This is a genomic window from Candidatus Diapherotrites archaeon, from assembly GCA_040755695.1.
Classification (GTDB): domain Archaea; phylum Iainarchaeota; class Iainarchaeia; order Iainarchaeales; family 1-14-0-10-31-34; genus JBFMAK01.
Window position 1 is genome coordinate 254,383 of the sequence record JBFMAK010000002.1, and the last position, 15,384, is coordinate 269,766.

Annotated in this window: 15 protein-coding genes; 5 read left to right on the forward strand and 10 right to left on the reverse strand. The window is 40.3% G+C overall.

All coding sequences use genetic code 11. The annotated features are described in order from the left end of the window. Positions 1–82: 82 nt before the first annotated feature. Both AB1467_04980 and AB1467_04985 read right to left on the reverse strand, forming a co-directional pair. Positions 83–1,264: a S8 family serine peptidase gene (locus AB1467_04980; GenBank protein ID MEW6295616.1), complete on the reverse strand. Its 1,182-nt coding sequence runs from the start codon at positions 1,262–1,264 to the stop codon at positions 83–85. A 95-nt stretch (positions 1,265–1,359) separates the two neighbouring features. Further along, positions 1,360–2,547, reverse strand: a complete 1,188-nt coding sequence (locus tag AB1467_04985; protein ID MEW6295617.1) for a glycine C-acetyltransferase — start codon at positions 2,545–2,547, stop codon at positions 1,360–1,362. 144 nt (positions 2,548–2,691) lie between these two features. On the opposite strand from AB1467_04985, the gene tdh reads away from it, so the two are divergent. After that, on the forward strand, positions 2,692–3,741 hold the full coding sequence (tdh, locus tag AB1467_04990) for an L-threonine 3-dehydrogenase (GenBank protein ID MEW6295618.1): 1,050 nt from the start codon (positions 2,692–2,694) through the stop codon (positions 3,739–3,741). A gap of 42 nt (positions 3,742–3,783) precedes the next feature. Here the strand turns inward: tdh and AB1467_04995 are convergent, their stop codons facing one another. From AB1467_04995 to AB1467_05005, 3 genes are all read right to left on the reverse strand, one after another. Further along, positions 3,784–4,068: a DUF4389 domain-containing protein gene (locus tag AB1467_04995; GenBank protein MEW6295619.1), complete on the reverse strand. Its 285-nt coding sequence runs from the start codon at positions 4,066–4,068 to the stop codon at positions 3,784–3,786. A gap of 79 nt (positions 4,069–4,147) precedes the next feature. Beyond that, on the reverse strand, positions 4,148–5,497 hold the full coding sequence (locus AB1467_05000; protein MEW6295620.1) for a DUF2240 family protein: 1,350 nt from the start codon (positions 5,495–5,497) through the stop codon (positions 4,148–4,150). Positions 5,498–5,557: 60 nt separating this feature from the next. Continuing rightward, the gene (locus AB1467_05005) at positions 5,558–6,199 is read right to left on the reverse strand and encodes a pyrimidine 5'-nucleotidase (protein ID MEW6295621.1); all 642 of its coding nucleotides are present in this window, start codon (positions 6,197–6,199) and stop codon (positions 5,558–5,560) included. Positions 6,200–6,302: 103 nt separating this feature from the next. Between AB1467_05005 and AB1467_05010 the strand changes: the two genes are divergently transcribed. Genes AB1467_05010 through AB1467_05020 form a run of 3 tightly spaced genes read left to right on the forward strand, consistent with a single transcriptional unit; the run spans position 6,303 to position 8,775 of the window. Continuing rightward, positions 6,303–7,256, forward strand: a complete 954-nt coding sequence (locus tag AB1467_05010) for a hypothetical protein (protein MEW6295622.1) — start codon at positions 6,303–6,305, stop codon at positions 7,254–7,256. A 10-nt stretch (positions 7,257–7,266) separates the two neighbouring features. Next, a complete protein-coding gene (locus AB1467_05015) occupies positions 7,267–7,926 on the forward strand; it encodes an MBL fold metallo-hydrolase (GenBank protein MEW6295623.1) in 660 nt (219 codons plus the stop codon). A 57-nt stretch (positions 7,927–7,983) separates the two neighbouring features. Continuing rightward, positions 7,984–8,775, forward strand: coding sequence for a geranylgeranylglyceryl/heptaprenylglyceryl phosphate synthase (locus AB1467_05020; GenBank protein ID MEW6295624.1), 792 nt, complete (start codon positions 7,984–7,986; stop codon positions 8,773–8,775). Positions 8,776–8,779: 4 nt separating this feature from the next. On the opposite strand, the gene AB1467_05025 is transcribed toward AB1467_05020, so the two are convergent. Genes AB1467_05025 through AB1467_05035 form a run of 3 tightly spaced genes read right to left on the reverse strand, consistent with a single transcriptional unit; the run spans position 8,780 to position 10,395 of the window. Beyond that, positions 8,780–9,181, reverse strand: a complete 402-nt coding sequence (locus tag AB1467_05025) for a PIN domain-containing protein (protein MEW6295625.1) — start codon at positions 9,179–9,181, stop codon at positions 8,780–8,782. Then, complete coding sequence (locus tag AB1467_05030) at positions 9,168–9,446, reverse strand: hypothetical protein (GenBank protein MEW6295626.1); 279 nt, start codon at positions 9,444–9,446, stop codon at positions 9,168–9,170. The genes AB1467_05025 and AB1467_05030 overlap by 14 nt, the downstream gene beginning before the upstream one ends. 43 nt (positions 9,447–9,489) lie before the next feature. Beyond that, positions 9,490–10,395, reverse strand: coding sequence for an NAD(P)-dependent oxidoreductase (locus tag AB1467_05035; GenBank protein ID MEW6295627.1), 906 nt, complete (start codon positions 10,393–10,395; stop codon positions 9,490–9,492). Positions 10,396–10,523: 128 nt separating this feature from the next. Here AB1467_05035 and rtcA point away from each other — a divergent pair, with 128 nt between their 5' ends. Continuing rightward, positions 10,524–11,582 (forward strand): RNA 3'-terminal phosphate cyclase, encoded by a 1,059-nt coding sequence (gene rtcA / locus AB1467_05040; GenBank protein MEW6295628.1) that lies wholly within the window; start codon positions 10,524–10,526, stop codon positions 11,580–11,582. Between the two features lie 71 nt (positions 11,583–11,653). Here rtcA and AB1467_05045 read toward each other — a convergent pair whose 3' ends face one another. After that, positions 11,654–11,878 carry a hypothetical protein gene (locus AB1467_05045; GenBank protein MEW6295629.1) on the reverse strand — a complete coding sequence of 75 codons (225 nt, stop codon included), beginning with the start codon at positions 11,876–11,878 and terminating at the stop codon, positions 11,654–11,656. Positions 11,879–11,882: 4 nt separating this feature from the next. Beyond that, complete coding sequence (locus AB1467_05050) at positions 11,883–15,341, reverse strand: hypothetical protein (GenBank protein MEW6295630.1); 3,459 nt, start codon at positions 15,339–15,341, stop codon at positions 11,883–11,885. Between the last annotated feature and the right edge of the window lie 43 nt (positions 15,342–15,384).

The window sequence follows — 15,384 nt, forward strand, 5'->3', positions numbered from 1 at the left end:
TTTAAATATTATTGGAAGCAGAATGCCGGTGAAAAAAAGAAAAATAGAAAGGGAAAAAAATTCCCTTCAAAAATTTTTGGATTTAGTTTAGAACTGTTGGAAGGCCGAATCCTGTTGCTGGGTCGTCCCCAAGAACATCCAAGTCCCAGAGCATTGCTCTATTCTGCAAGTAAGTTCTTGTTGTTGTGCCTGAGCCCTGCCAGAGTTTTGCTGCTAAACCTGAAACATGGGGTGTTGCTTGGCTTGTGCCCCAATAATAGGCATAGCAGCCGTCCTTGTAAGTTGAGAGTATGTTCACTCCGCCGGCAGCAACTTCAACCTCTCTTTCCTCTATAATGTAGTCCCCGTCATTTATTCCTCTGCTTGAAAAGTTTGCTGTTGCATACTGGTCATCTATTGCTGCAACTGCCATTACCTTGTCATAAGCTCCAGGATATTCAATTGTATTGTATGCTGGGCCTGCATTTCCTGCTGCTGCGACCAAGAGGACTCCGTGGGCATAAGCATTGTCTAATGCTGCTTTTTCGTCTGCAGCAAGGCCTGTTCCGCCAAAGCTCATGCTTATGACATTAGTGCCTCTCGCTGTAGCATCATTTATTGCTCTTGCGACGTCATCGCTCCAGCAGTAAGTTCCGCACACTTTGTAGATCCATAGATTAGATTGAGGGGCCACACCGTAAATTCCTTTTCCGTCAGAACCAGAATTTGCTGCAATTATGCCTGCCACATGAGTTCCGTGGCCGTCTCTGTCAGTGCAACCGTTCTTTATTCCTCTTCCTGTAGCGTCAAGGCATACTTTAATATTGCTCGCAAGGTCAAAATGCTTTATTGCTCCAGTGTCCAAAACAGCAACGTTCACTCCTGCGCCGCCTGAAGTGCTTGTAATATTGAAATTATTATAGACTTGCTTTACTCCGTACCATACCTGAGGAAGGCCGTAATCTGAAAGAACGCAAGGTCTTGTGCCGGGCTTTCCTTTAATGCCCCCTACTGCGCCTAATTCGCCTGCCGGGCTTCCTTCAATGTACCACTTGTTCGCATAGCCAATGAATTCAAGGTGTGGGTTATGCTTTAATCCGTCTATTGCCTCGCTTGGAGCTTCGATTGAGATATTGCCGCTAGGGAAAGAATGCCTTGCATAAGAAGCAATTGAATTGAATCCAGCCAAGTCTTTGACTTTAAAATAAGCTCTCTGGGTTTCAGCTGAAACGCTCACAGCTAAAATTAAAGAGAAAAGTAGTGCAAATAAAATTTTGCTATTCAATTTACTACCTCCAAATAAATGTACTAATAATAATTAGGTGTTAAACAAAATAAAAAGAAATAGGTTATGTATAAGTTTATAAATGTTTTATTGGGCTACTTCAAGACACTCAATCTTTTTCCTACTTTCTCGAATGCTTCAAGCGCTTCATTCAAGTCCTCTTTCTTGTGCGCTGCAGTAACCATTGTCCTGATTCTTGCCTTTCCCTGTGCTACCATTGGATAAACAATTGGAATGGTGAAGATGCCTTCATCAAATAATTCTCTTGCGAAATTTTGCGCTAAAGTTGAATCGCCAAGCATTACTGGGGTAATGGGGGTTTCGCTCTCGCCTGTATCAAATCCCAATTTCTTTAATTTCTTTTTGAAGTATCTGGTGTTTTCCCACAGCTTCTTCACATACCTGTCAGTTCCCTCAAGAAGCTCGAGGGAAGCAATGCATGCAGCGACAACTGCAGGAGGATGAGAGCCTGAAAGCAGGAAGGTCCTGCTCTTATTCAAAGCGAATTCGCACAAGCTCTTTGAGCCTGAAACATAGCCTCCTACTACACCAAAAGCTTTGCTGAAGGTGCCCATTTCAACATCAATCTTTCCCTCCAAATTAAAATGGCTTGCAATGCCTCTCCCGTGGTCTCCTAATACCCCTTCACCGTGCGCGTCATCAACATAGGTTATTGCATTAAATTCTTCAGCCAATTTCACTATGTCTTTCATTGGGGCAATATCTCCATCCATGGAAAAAACACCGTCAGTTATAATTAAAGTTTTCTTGTAATTTTTTGCCTGGCTTTCATCCAGAACCTTCTTTAATTCTTCTGTGTTCTTGTGTTTGAATACAGCCCTTTCGGCTTTGCTGAGCCTTACCCCGTCAATAATGCTGCCGTGGTTCAATTCATCGCTTATAATTAGGTCGCCTTCTCCTGCTAATGCAGGAATCAGCCCGGCATTCGTAGCAAAGCCTGTCTGGAAGAAGAGTGCTGCCTCTGAATGCTTGAATTCAGCAATCTTTTTTTCTAATTGAACATGCAAGTCCATTGTGCCTGCAATAGTCCTAACAGAGCCAGAGCCAGCACCGTATTTTTTTACTGCCTGAACTGCAGCCTTCTTCAGTTTAGGATGATTTGAAAGACCCAAATAATTGTTAGAGCATAAAATAATTGCATTTTTTCCGTCAATTATGCCTCTTGCACTTGAAGGGCTTCCAAGAACCCTGATCTTCCAATCCAGATTCTTTTCCTTTAATTCATTCACGCACTGCCTGAAGAATTCATCTGCATTCGGCATTAAAATTACCTCCAATTAAATTACAATTATGCGCCGAAAGAAATAAAATGGCCTTCAATCGTTCATTGACGATAGATTTTTCTTTTATTTCTTTTCTTTTTAATAATCCTTGCAAACAAAAAATAAAGAAGGAGGGGCAATTAAATGAAAGAAAAAATGCTAGCTATAATGAAAGACAAGCCAAGGGAAGGGGCAATAACAACAGAAGTTGCAATACCAAAAATAAAGCCCCATGAAATACTAGTTAAAGTAAAGGCAACCTCAATCTGCGGCACTGATGTTCACATCTATAAATGGGACAAATGGAGCCAGAACAGAATAAAGCCTCCATTAATCTTCGGTCACGAATTCACAGGGGAAGTAATAGAAATAGGAAAACATGTTTTCTCCACATCTGAAGTAAAAGTAGGGAACTATGTTTCAGCCGAAACACATATTGCGTGCGGCAAATGCTTCCAGTGCAAGACAGGAAACGCCCACATCTGCGAGAACGTCAGAATTTTAGGCGTGGACACTCAAGGTTGCTTTGCCGAATACGCTGTAATCCCTGCAGCAAACGCTTGGGTGAATGACCCAAAGATTCCATTAGAAATTGCCTCAATGCAAGAGCCATTGGGAAATGCAATTCACACTGCCCTTGCAGTGGAATTAATTGGAAACACAGTCCTCATAATGGGCTGCGGTCCTATTGGATTGTGCTCAATTCAAGTGGCAAAGGCTGCAGGCGCAGCAAAAGTAATTGCAGTAGACCTGGTTCCTTACAGGCTTGAATTGGCAAAAAAAATGAAGGCAGATTATGCATTAAACGCAAGAGAAGTAGATGTAATAAAAGAAGTAATGGATATAACAGAAGGAAAAGGGGCAGATGTATTCCTTGAAATGTCCGGAAGCCAGCAAGCAATAGAACAAGGATTCAAGGCATTAAGGCCTGGAGGGGAAGCATCAATTTTAGGCATTCCCTCAAAGGAAATAGAATTGGATTTAAGTTCAGCGGTAGTATTCAAGGCAGCAAAAGTCCATGGAATCAATGGAAGGCTGATGTTCAATACCTGGTACAAGACAGCCTCTCTGCTGAAAAACAAATTAATAGACATAAGCCCCATCATTACCCACAAAATAAAATTGAATGAATTTGAGCAAGGAATGCAGGCAATGCTCTCAGGCAACTCAGGGAAAGTAGTCATGTTCCCCTGATGTTATCCCAAGAAAAGAAAATAAAAAAATAAAGAAAAAAAATTATTCCCCTGAAATCGGAGGCCTCTGGTCTGTAAGAATGTGGCAGTAAGCAAAAAACCTCATGTAAAACCTGAAGTATGAAGCAGTGAACTCCCATAAGTCCTTGTTTTTTCTTCCAGTGAAAAGAATATGAAACCATTGGACTACTACTGCAATGCAGACAAAAATCCCCCAGATGCCAGCAATAATTGCAAGGATAATCCCATAAATTATTCTCACAATCAATTCAACCCTGCTCCCGTTTTCCTCGTAATTGATTGAAAGCTTTGCCGGAAAATCAGCCATCTTTTTTTACCCCCTTTTAAATTAAAAAAATAATTCAATTAAATTAAGGCAATAAGAAATATTTAAATGAATCGCCAAATCAGGTTAAAATAATGTTCCTTGCAGTCAGCTCCAGCTCATTGTTCTTAGGATTCAATTTCACGTTGCCTAATACCACTGCCTCTCTGCCCTCAATCTTCTGAGCTAATTCCTCTATTACGCCTTCAGCTGTAGTCTGCTCAAGCTTTTTCTTTAATTCCTCTTTTTTCAGCTCAAGGAATTTCTCTGCTGTTGCACCGAATGCAAGTACCCTGATGGAGGAAGTGCCGTCATCCAATTCAAATGAAACAACAGGAGTAAAATCAGGCTCAGAGACTTCCATTCCGCAACGAGAACAAAAAAGGCCTTCAGTAAAATCCTTTTCATCAATTCTCTCAAGCTTTGCATTGCATTTAGGGCAGACCCTGAACATCAGATTGCCTTTATTTAATGCAATTATTTTTCCTTTAACTTCAATGTCCCTATCGCCTTCACCCAATTCATTCAATGCCTTGGATTTCACTTGAATTCCAAGCAATTCATTCAATGCAGGGATTGCTGCACTTAAATCCTTTTCCTTTGTTATCCTTGCCTTCCAGCCCAAGTGCAGTTCAGTTCCATTCAATCCTGCCTTGGTGTAGGCACCCTCAATCCTCACAATGTCCCCCGCAGCAAATTTTCCTAACTCTTTTGCCAATTCATTCCAGGCAACAGCCCTTACAATTCCTGAGTCATCGCCCAACTCAAAAGCAGTTAAATTCCCCTGCCTTTCATTTGAATCAAAAGACTTTGCGGGAAAAATTTTTGTAATCCTTGCAATTACGTCCACTTCATTCAATCCTTCCTTTAATTCCGAGACCTTCAAATGCAAATGCTTCTCTTCAGGCAACCCCTCTTTCAATTCTTTCTCCTGCACTAACTCGATTGAACCATTTGAACCCAAATTCAATTGCTTGAAATTATTGAATTCAGTTACATAGCAGCCCTTCAATCTCAGCGCACTGTTCCTCTTAATATTCAATTCCTCCAGCTTCTTCACAAAATCATGCCATAAAGTAAGCCTTATGCTGCCTGAATCATCTGCTACAAGCAGATTGCACATAAAGCCTTTCCTGCTGTCTTTGGTGAATTCCCTCGGGCAGAAAACATTAAGCACTCTCACAACAAGCTCAAAATTACTCATTCCTGTTTCAAGCTCTGAAACCCTGAGCTTCTCAGGCGAAAAAGAAGGCACTCCAACCTGCAATCCCAACTCCTTTGCAACAATGAATGCTGCTCCTTCATCTGAAAGCAGACCTGAAAACTTTTCCTTTTTCTTCTCAATCAATTCAATTACTTCATTTTCGCTCTTCCTAGTAGAAGAAACAATCCTTTCAACTAAGCTTTGCTTTGATGCAGTTGAGTCAGCCATACTTCACTTTCCTCTCACAAAAAAAGAAAATAACCAAAAAATTTTTAATGCAAAGGCAAGTTATGTATTCATTCCATTGAGTTTGCCCCACACTTCTTTAATTCCCTCAATTCTATTAATGCAGAAATCAAATTCTTCTGCTTTGCCCCCAACAAAAACTGTCTTCATTCCAAAATCTTTTGCTATAACAAGGCTTTTCTTTTCGTCATCAACCATAGCACTCTTTTCAGGCTCAATTCCTGTAGCAGAAATGAATTTTTTGAAGGAGGAATGGTTCTGTTTTCCCCCAAACTCAAGGAACTCCTGCCCGTAAACGCCATCAAAACAGCCTTTAAGCCCCAAGGCATTGATCACATTGAATGCATGGCTTTCAATTGCATTAGTGAAAATGTATTTCCTGCACTCAATTGAATCAAGAATTCTTTTAAGTTCAAGGTTTTCATGCAGTAATTTATTCACATCAATGTCAATATTGGTTATAAAAGAAAAGTAATCTAGAGGGTCAACCAAATTCTTTTTCATCAACCCGGTTACAGTGCTGCCGTACTCTTGGTATAACTGTACTCTGGCCTTTTCAGCTTCTTCCTTGGGGCAATTAAGCTTCCCTTGAATGTAAACCACAATCCTTTCATTAATCTTTCCCAGGAGTCCTATGCCTTTAGGGTAAAGGGTTTCATCCAAGTCAAAAACAATTGACTGCATGAAAACAATTCTTAAACAAAAAAATATTTCAAGCTATGCTTGAAAATTTTCAATCCACTGGATTGAAAGTATTTTAAACGCTTCACTTGCCCAATTATAATGTATGCATTCAAGAAGAACCCCCAAAGCCGTACTTGAAAGGCAAAGGCAATTAAGAAGAAAAGCACTGGATTACTTCAAGCTCCCGCCAGAAGAGAGAATAAAGCAAAGGCGCGGCACACCAGTAAAAGAATGGTGGCAGCAGGAGGGAAAAGAATTTTTAGGAACTCCATTATTTTCTACTAAAAAAACAATAGAAGCTTTTCGAGAACTCGGGGGCTCAATAACAAAAGGCACAGCAGTAAAATTCTTGAAAAGTGAAGGATTCGGGGAAAAAAGATTCAGAAAAATTACTGCAATCCAACTAAAGAAAAAATTGAATGAATTTAACCTCAGAAGAGAATTCATTCCATTAAAGTTTTTTGAGAGGCGCAAAATACCGACAGTTAAAATCTACTCTGAAAAACAAAAAGAATTATTTGAACAAATTAAGGCATCAAGAATAAACCTTGGCACAGTCAGAAAATTGATTAAAGAGAAAAGAATTCCTTTCATTGAAAAACAAGTTAAAGGGAAAAAAATGATCCTGCTGCCAATGCAGACAGCAGAATTCCTGATTGAATGGAAAAAGGATGTCTTGACTCCAACGCAGTTCAGCACTGAGGCAGCAAAACAAGGAATTAAGATATGGCCCGATGCAGCCCTAAAAAAAATAAGTGATTCAGGCCTGCTTGAAGAAACACTCTATTTGACACCAGGCATAAGCCGAGGAAACGCCCAAGCATTAATCACCAGCATGAAATCAGGAAAAACTTTCCGCATAGAAACCCCAAAAGAATACTTTGAAAGAAAGGAAATTTACAATACGATTAACTTATTAGGTTTGAAGATGGACACGGCATATAAAAGAGCAAGAATGTATGACAGGGCAGGCGTTAAATTTATTCCAGTAGACCTGATAATGACAGAAGAAGGAATAAAAAAAGATATTGAGAGGAAATTAAAATTAAAAAAATAAGGTGCTTTGATTGAGCGAAACAAACCAAATTGCCAAAGGCCTTTACGCTTTGATTTCAACAGGAGAGAGCAGCAACTGCTTTCTCTTGAAAGGAGAAAAGAATGCTTTGGTTGATTCAGGTCTGGAGAAGAATTCCATTGCAATAAAAGACTTCATTTTACAGGCAGGGCTGCAGCTTGAAGACATTAACTTCATATTCCACACTCACGCACACTGCGACCACTTTCAAGCAGATATGCTTTTTCCCAAAGCAGAAATTCTAGCGAGCAAAGAGGAAGCAGAGAAATTGAACGGAAAAGATTACTATTATACTGCGTCAGAGCTTTTTGCAAGCAATTATTTTCCCGAGGTTTCCTCTTTTTTGAAGGGCGGCCAAGAAATAAAATTAAAGCCCTTCAAGCTCAAGGTGATTTCAACTCCTGGCCACACAAAGGGGGGCTTATGCTTTTATGAGCCTGGACTCAAGGCCCTCTTTTCAGGCGACACAGTATTCAATGGCGCTGTAGGGAGGAGTGATTTGATTGGGGGAAATAAAGAGGAATTGGTTGAGTCACTCAAAAAATTGTCCAAGCTGAAAATAGAATTCCTTCTTCCCGGGCACGGAGAAATCCTTGAAGGAGCAGAAGAAAACAAAAAGAACTTAGAGAATGCAATTAATTTATTAATTTGATTTTTCGCTCATGCTTTTTAAGCCTTTACAATCCAAAAAATTATGGGGGGAAACAAATTGAAGGAAGAAAAGCATTTCGGAAAAACTTATAGAAAAATACTTTCATTGATAGAGGAAAAAAAGGGTTTAGTGTTCCTTGTTATTGACCCTCCAAACCAGAGCCCTGAGATAGCAGGAAAACTTTCAAGAATTGGCGCAGACTGCGGCATAGCAGCAGTAGCAGTAGGAGGCTCTGTTGGAGCGCAAGGGGAAATTCTTGACAAGACAATTATTTCAATTAAAGAGGACTCAGGTCTGCCAGTAATACTCTTTCCAGGAAACATTGCCACAATCTCAAAGCACGCTGACGCAATATACTTTATGTCAATGCTTAATTCCCTTGACCCGTACTATATTTCCGGGGCCCAGACAGCTTCCTCTCTTCCATTAAAAAAGATTGGTGTAGAGCCAATTCCTACTTCCTACATTATAGTAGAGCCTGGAAGGGCAGTAGGATGGGTTGGAAGGGCAAAACTTGTCCCAAGAAACATGCCTTACCTTGCAGGCATTACTGCACTGGCAGGCCAGTACATGGGGGCACATGCAATAATCCTTGAGTCAGGAGGCGGCGCTCCTGCTCCAGCACCAAAAGAGATGGTGAAGTATACAGCAGAATTAATTGACGTTCCCCTAATAGTTGCAGGCGGTGTTCGTACACCAAAATTCGCTTACGATACAATCAAAGCTGGAGCTTCAATAGTGCACGTGGGCGCAGCACTTGAGAGAACAAAAGGCGACGGAGCAAAAGCAAAAAAGATTTTTACTTCAATAGCCCAGGCAGCCCTCAAAGGCGGAAGAGAAAGAAAATAATAAGTCAAATAAGTTCTTTAGGAGTAATTCTTTTCAAGTCTGTTGAATCAAAATGTTTGTTATAGCTAACAATTGCTTTTGTTTTTAATTTTTTTGCAGTTACATATTGAAGTGCATCATCAAAATCAAGAATGCCTTTTTCAACAAGCTTTATTGCTTCAATCTCATCTTCAAAAGAAGTGTTATAAACAATTAATTCAAACAAACTCAGTTTTTTTATAAATTCTATTGCTTCTTTGAATTTTTTGTTGTAAATCATAAAAATTTCTATTGAATGAATGGAAAAGGATGTAATGGCCGCTTTCAATTCCTTTGAATAGATTTTTTCAAGCAAAGCCTTACTTTCACTCCAGTGTTCTCTTTTAAGCAAAACTTCAAAGAAAATATTTGAATCAATTATGTACATTTCTTCCACTCTTCAAAAGAATTTTTAGAGCTTCATGTTGGGCTTCAACAGAATCCATTTTAATATCCTTAATCAATCCAACAAGTTCATCTACTTTATATTTTCTTTTTTTTGTACCTTTAAATTGTAATCTTTCGAGCCATTTATCAATAGCATCATTCAAAGCCCTGCTTATGGCCCCTTTAGAATAACCATAAGTCTTCATTGCATTCATCCTGAACAACTCAGCCTTTTTTCTATCCAATTGAACCTTCAAAGTCTCCATAATAATACCATATGTACTTATAGCCAAAAGTCTTTAAAAAACCTTATGCTTGCAATTCTTTTATTGTCTCCCTTAAAGCCTCTTCTGTTCCGTACTTTGGCTTCCAGCCTAATTTCATGAGTTTGCCTGAATCATAAAACCTTTCTTTTGTGAGCCGCCTGATGTGCGCAGGGATGAGCAAGCCCTTTTTTTTGCTAAACAAATTAGTGGTTATGTAGAAGCAAGCCATTATTGTTCCAAGCCATTCAGGGATTGTTTTTATTTTTCCCTTCATTTCAAGCTCCTTTCTGATTAATTCAATTATTTCCCTTAATGTCTTGGGGTTTTCTTCTGCTACATTGAACACCTCATTTTCTGTTCTTTCTTCCCTGAGGCAGAATACTATTGCCTGCACTAAATCCCTGTAGTAGATTACCTGGAACTTATTCTTTCCTTCACCGATTAAAGGGAATTCCTTTTTAATGAAATGAATTATCTGCTTCCAGTAGACATTAGGGCCTAGAACAAGTGCTGGCCTTAAAATTGTGACAGGAAAGATTTCCTGATAACTGTTCACAAGGGCTTCTGCTTCGAGTTTTGATTTCTCGTAATTGGTCTGGGGCCTTAATTCGCTTTTCTCATCTGCCCTTTCTTTTACTGGCCCATAAACTCCAACACTGCTTACGAATATGAACTTTCTTATGTTCTCTTTTGCGCTTGCCTCAAGCAGGTTCTCTGTTCCTTTAACATTCACAGAAAAGAATTTATCTTTAGGGAATTCATCCGAAATAATTGCAGCCAAATGGATTACCACCCCACTGCCTTTCACTGCTTCCCTCACCTGCTTTTCGTTCAATAAGTCCTGCCCCGACCCCAGATCAAATTCCTTAACCTCGTAATTCCTTTGCTTTAATTCCTTAACCAATTCTTTTCCTATGAAGCCTTGGCTTCCAGTCACCAAAATTTTCATTTTTTTGAACCTCAATTAAATTGAAGTGCATCCTTCTTAATAATTTTATTTCATTTAATTGTTTTTAATTGTCAATTTTTGTTAATTTAATAATTTAATTTTAATTCTATTGCATTAGAATTATTTTCATGCCATTAAAAGTTACTGAACTTGACGGAAGGGCAGGAGGCCAGGTTTTAAGGACAGCCTTGGCGCTCTCTGCTGTAACACAGAAGCCTTGCTCTATATTCAATATAAGAAAGAACAGGCCTAATCCTGGTCTCCAGGCGCAGCACCTTACGGGCGTGCAAACCCTTGCAAAAATCTGCAATGCAAAAACAAGAGGCCTTGAACTCAAGTCAACAAAAATCATATTTTACCCCAAAAAAATTATTGGAGGCAATTACAGCGTGAACATTGGCACAGCAGGCTCTATCACACTGCTCCTTCAGGGAATAATGCTTCCCTCTCTTTTCTCTAAAACCCCATTAAACCTCAGAATTTTCGGAGGCACAGATGTTGCATGGAGCCCCCCTTTTGATTACATGAAGGAAGTTTTACTGCCCACACTGAACCAGATGGGGGCAAAATTCAATTTGGAATTAAAGAAGAGGGGCTATTACCCCAAAGGCAGGGGCCTTGTAACCTTTTCTTCACTCAAATCAAAGCTTCCTTTAAAGCCATTGTACTTGGCCGAACAGAAAGAATTGCAGTACATTAAAATTGTTTCCCATTCCTCAAATCTTCCAAAGGAGGCTGCCTTAACACAAGCGAGCTCAGCAAAAAAATTGCTTTCAGAAAAACTGGACTGTGATATAGAGGAGGTAATAGACTTTAGGGAGACAGGCGAAAGCGAAGGCTCAGGGATAACACTAATTGTAGTTTTTTCCGATGGAGCCAGAATGGGCGCCTGCTCCTTAAGCGAAAAAAACAAGCCAGCAGAAAAAATTGGAGGGCAAGCAGCGCAATCCCTTCTCCAAGAAATTGAATCAAAGAAGCCAGTAGACCAATTCTTAGCAGACCAATTAATTCCCTTTATGGCCTTAGCAGAAGGATTCAGCACAATAGAATGCTCAAAGCTAACACAACACTGCCTCACAAACATTCATGTAACACAAAAATTCTTGGACGTAAAATTCGAGGTAAAAGGAAAATTGAATGAGCCCGCAGAAATCTGCGTGCAAGGAACAGGAATGAAGAGAAATTAAAACATCGCTTTTAAAAAAAGCAGTGGCGCAAAAAATAAAATAGAAAAATAAAAAAGGGAGTAAGGCTTCCACTAGCTCTTGCCTGATAATTGGTCATCTAATTCTTTTAAGCTATCTCCAATTGCTTGAGTGTCAGTTCCAATTTCAACTAAGGCATCTGTTGCTCCTTCTTTTGAGGTAATCTTTTCAGCAGCCTCTCCTGTTGATGGAGCCCCTCCTTGCTGTTGAGTGCATCCAGCCAACACAATTAAAAGTGCTATCGCTGAAACAAGCAAAATTAATGTTGTCTTATTCATTTAATCACTTCCTCCATTGCCTTACACCAACAATCATCCCAACCCACGGATTCTTCTTCTTAACCTCAACTTTAATAATATTATTTTGCGGGCAGGTATAAACCGGCTGCCCGTCCATTGTGGTTGACCTGCAACCCATTGTTGAAGCCACTTCAGGTTCTATTGGCTCAACTTTTTCTATTGGTTCCTCTGTTGGGCCTATTTGTGCTTGGGGCTTAGTTTCTTTAGTTTCCATTACTCCAAGGAATTCTTCTACATCTCCAGTGCAAGTATCCCTGAATCTTTGAGGCGTGAATTCAGCAAAGGCATAGTCTTTTTCTTTGCAGTTCATTACGTATTTTTTGTCTTCAAGTTCAAGCCTTATCTGATAAGAACAAGCCTCGTTATCCAATCCCTTGATTTCTCCAATAATTTTATTTCCTCCGCCTTCACTGCTAACTATTTGTGCTTTATTGCAGACCTTGAAATTTTTCATGAAACAGGCACTGTCTCCCCCGCAGTCTTCACCTTTTGCAAGCTTTCCTTCTTCTGTCTTTTCTTTTTTGGAGACCCCAAGCATTACAAATAGTACGTTCTTTAATATTTTCTTAATTTCTTTTATATCAAGTTTTAATTCTATAATATCTTTCTTTGTTGGCTCTTCCTCTTTTCCTGCAATTTCCCTCATTTTATCCTTTATTTCTTCTATTCTATCCTTTGCTGAGCCAAACATTGAAGCAACCTTAGTGAATTTTTCTGCAGCAGCACTGTCTCCCACAGAATTATAATATTCTGCTATTTTTTCTGCTTTCTTCTGCAATTTATCAAATTCCACCATCAATTTTTCAAGGTTGAATGCCATAGCAATTAATTCTGTTGTTTCAGGCAATTCCTCAATTCTATCATATTCATATTTTTCTTTTTGTTGCGTGACGCAGTCAACAAATACAACGCAATTTTTCTCATCTTTCTTTACAACCAATTGCCCCCCATCATTTGAACATTTAGCGTGGGCTTCTTCTGGCACATCCTCGCACATTGTTTCCTCTTGCCCTGGTTCAACGCATTTAGGCGTAGGGCAAAGCTTTTCGTCAAACATTTTGTACATTCTGCCCCCTCTTGCAGCACAGTCTCCTTCAATCTTCCTTATTGAATCCAAATTAAATGCAGGGCAAAGGGTTTCAGTTATTCCAACGCGTTCTCCCTCGCATCTAGGATATCTGCAGCCATTACCTGCGACCTCAATTAAAACTTTCCCCCTGCATTCTCTTGCAAACTTGTCTATTTCCATAGGCGCAAGACAGCTTTCTTCAGAAATTAACCTTGGCTGAGTTTCTTTGCCGAAAGCCCCATACTCACAAATTGTTATTTCGCAGCCCCTAGAATCTCTTGAAAGCCTTGGAGTTCCATTCTGTTCAATGCAGTGCTGTTTTATTTCAGGTGGCTCAGGCCCGCATTGCGTTTGAGCCCAGCATTCAGTTCTTTCCATTCCAGTAACAGGGTCTGTATAGCTCTTGCATTCAGCCGGGGTAACTGGAACAGGCCCAGAAGAAGGAGCACATTCAGCAATATTGCATCCATCAGGAGTCATCCTCGTGTATGACTGCATTCCATACAATTTGCATTTTTCTAAGACTTGATTTATTACTTCCTGTGGAGGGCACACTGGCAGCACAGGCAGCCTTATTATTGCACCGCAATCGCTAGCACAAGTGTTAGGGTCCTCCCCAAAATTGCAGTAATTATCGCCGCACTTTCCTTGTATGCAGTCAACAGAACATTTCGTTGGATCTTCTCCATATTCACACATTTTATTACCACAAACAGAAATAAAATTTTTAGGGCAGTCTTTTTCGCAATTAAATTCATTCTCCCCAAAACCATAATCGCATCTTGCGTCACCGCAGTAAGTAATAGGCTTACAATCATCATGACAGCTAGTGCTTGTTTCAGGATACTCGCATATTCCGTTACCACACCTTGTCTGGCTAAAACAATCCTGCGGGCAGCTTGTAGAATTTTCCCACATACCATAATCGCAGACTCCATCCCCACACTTTACTTGAATTGGAGGCTTACAGTCATCATGGCAGGTAATATAAGTCTCTGCTCCCTCACATATTCCGTTGGGGCATTTTGAGCCGCAGTCTTGAGGGCAGGACACCTCATATTCTCCGTACATGTAATCGCATCTTCCGTCACCGCAGGCAGCAGGCTTACAGTCCGAAGGGCATGACTGATAGGTTTCGCCATACCAGCTCTCACATGTCCAGTTACCGCATTTAGAAACTTCCCCGCAAGGCGTTGTCTGATAAATATTATTACAGCAGTATCCTGAATAATACATTGCTCCACTGCAATTACAGCCTTCTGGTGGAACTGAACCATAAGCGCACGCTTTTTGGTATGTAGCACATTGAGTATTACAGCATTTACTTGAATCATAAGCAGGCAGAACTGTTCCAGGACACGTCATGTTTTCAGGGCAAATAATTCCCCCTAAAGCACTACAAGACTGTTTTTGACCGCAGTCGTTAGGACAGTCTTGCGCTGTTTCTGTTCCCTCGCAAACCCCATTGCCACAATAACCAGAGGGAGGACAGGTTGTACTTTGGCACCAGGTATTACACCAATAGCCTCCAGCGTTAGTACACTCTGTTTGAGTATAACAGTTCCATGGCTGTTCTTTACTACACGTTGGACACGTTGAAGTTTGGCAGTAGTTGTTGCACCAGTTTCCTCCTGCGTTTTTGCAGTCTGTTTGATTATAGCAGTTCCATAATTGATTGGAACTGCACTGCATTGTGCATGCTGTTGACTGCCATACGTTATTGCAGCAGTATCCTGTACTGTAAGTTGATCCACCGCACGAACAGGAATATATTATTGGTCCTTGAGGGCAGTAGTTTTGTGTTGTACAATCATTTGACTGCCATATTCCATTGCAGCAGTATCCAGAACTATATGTTCCGCTTCCGCAAGTGCATGAGTAGGTTATTGGTGAATTGTAAGGGCAGTATGTCTGTTGACTGCAGTCTGTGCTCTTGTAAACTCCACTGCAGCACCATCCTGAGTAGTACATTGCTCCTCCGCACATGCAACCGCTTGAAGGGATTCCTCCTTCTGCACAAGGTTGTGAGCAGTCATTTGACTGCCATATTCCATTGCAGCAGTATCCAGAACTATATATGCTGCCACCACAATTACATCCTGCAGGCGGAATATATCCTTGAGCACAAGCTGGAGCAGGGCAGTCTGTAAGACATGTTAAAGAAGTTTCACCTGACTCGCACTGACCATTACCACATATGGGCGCGCATTGCCCGCAGTCTTGAGAGCACGTGCTGCATGTTTCAGCCCCAGTACAACTTCCGTCTCCGCATACATCTTCAGCTGAAACATAATTAATTAAAAAAATTAAAAAGAAAACAGAAGCTATTAACCCCCATGCCCTTCCTGAAAATAACATTTTTAATTCAACCAATTAAATAGAATGCATTACTTATATAAATATTTTTCCTAACAAT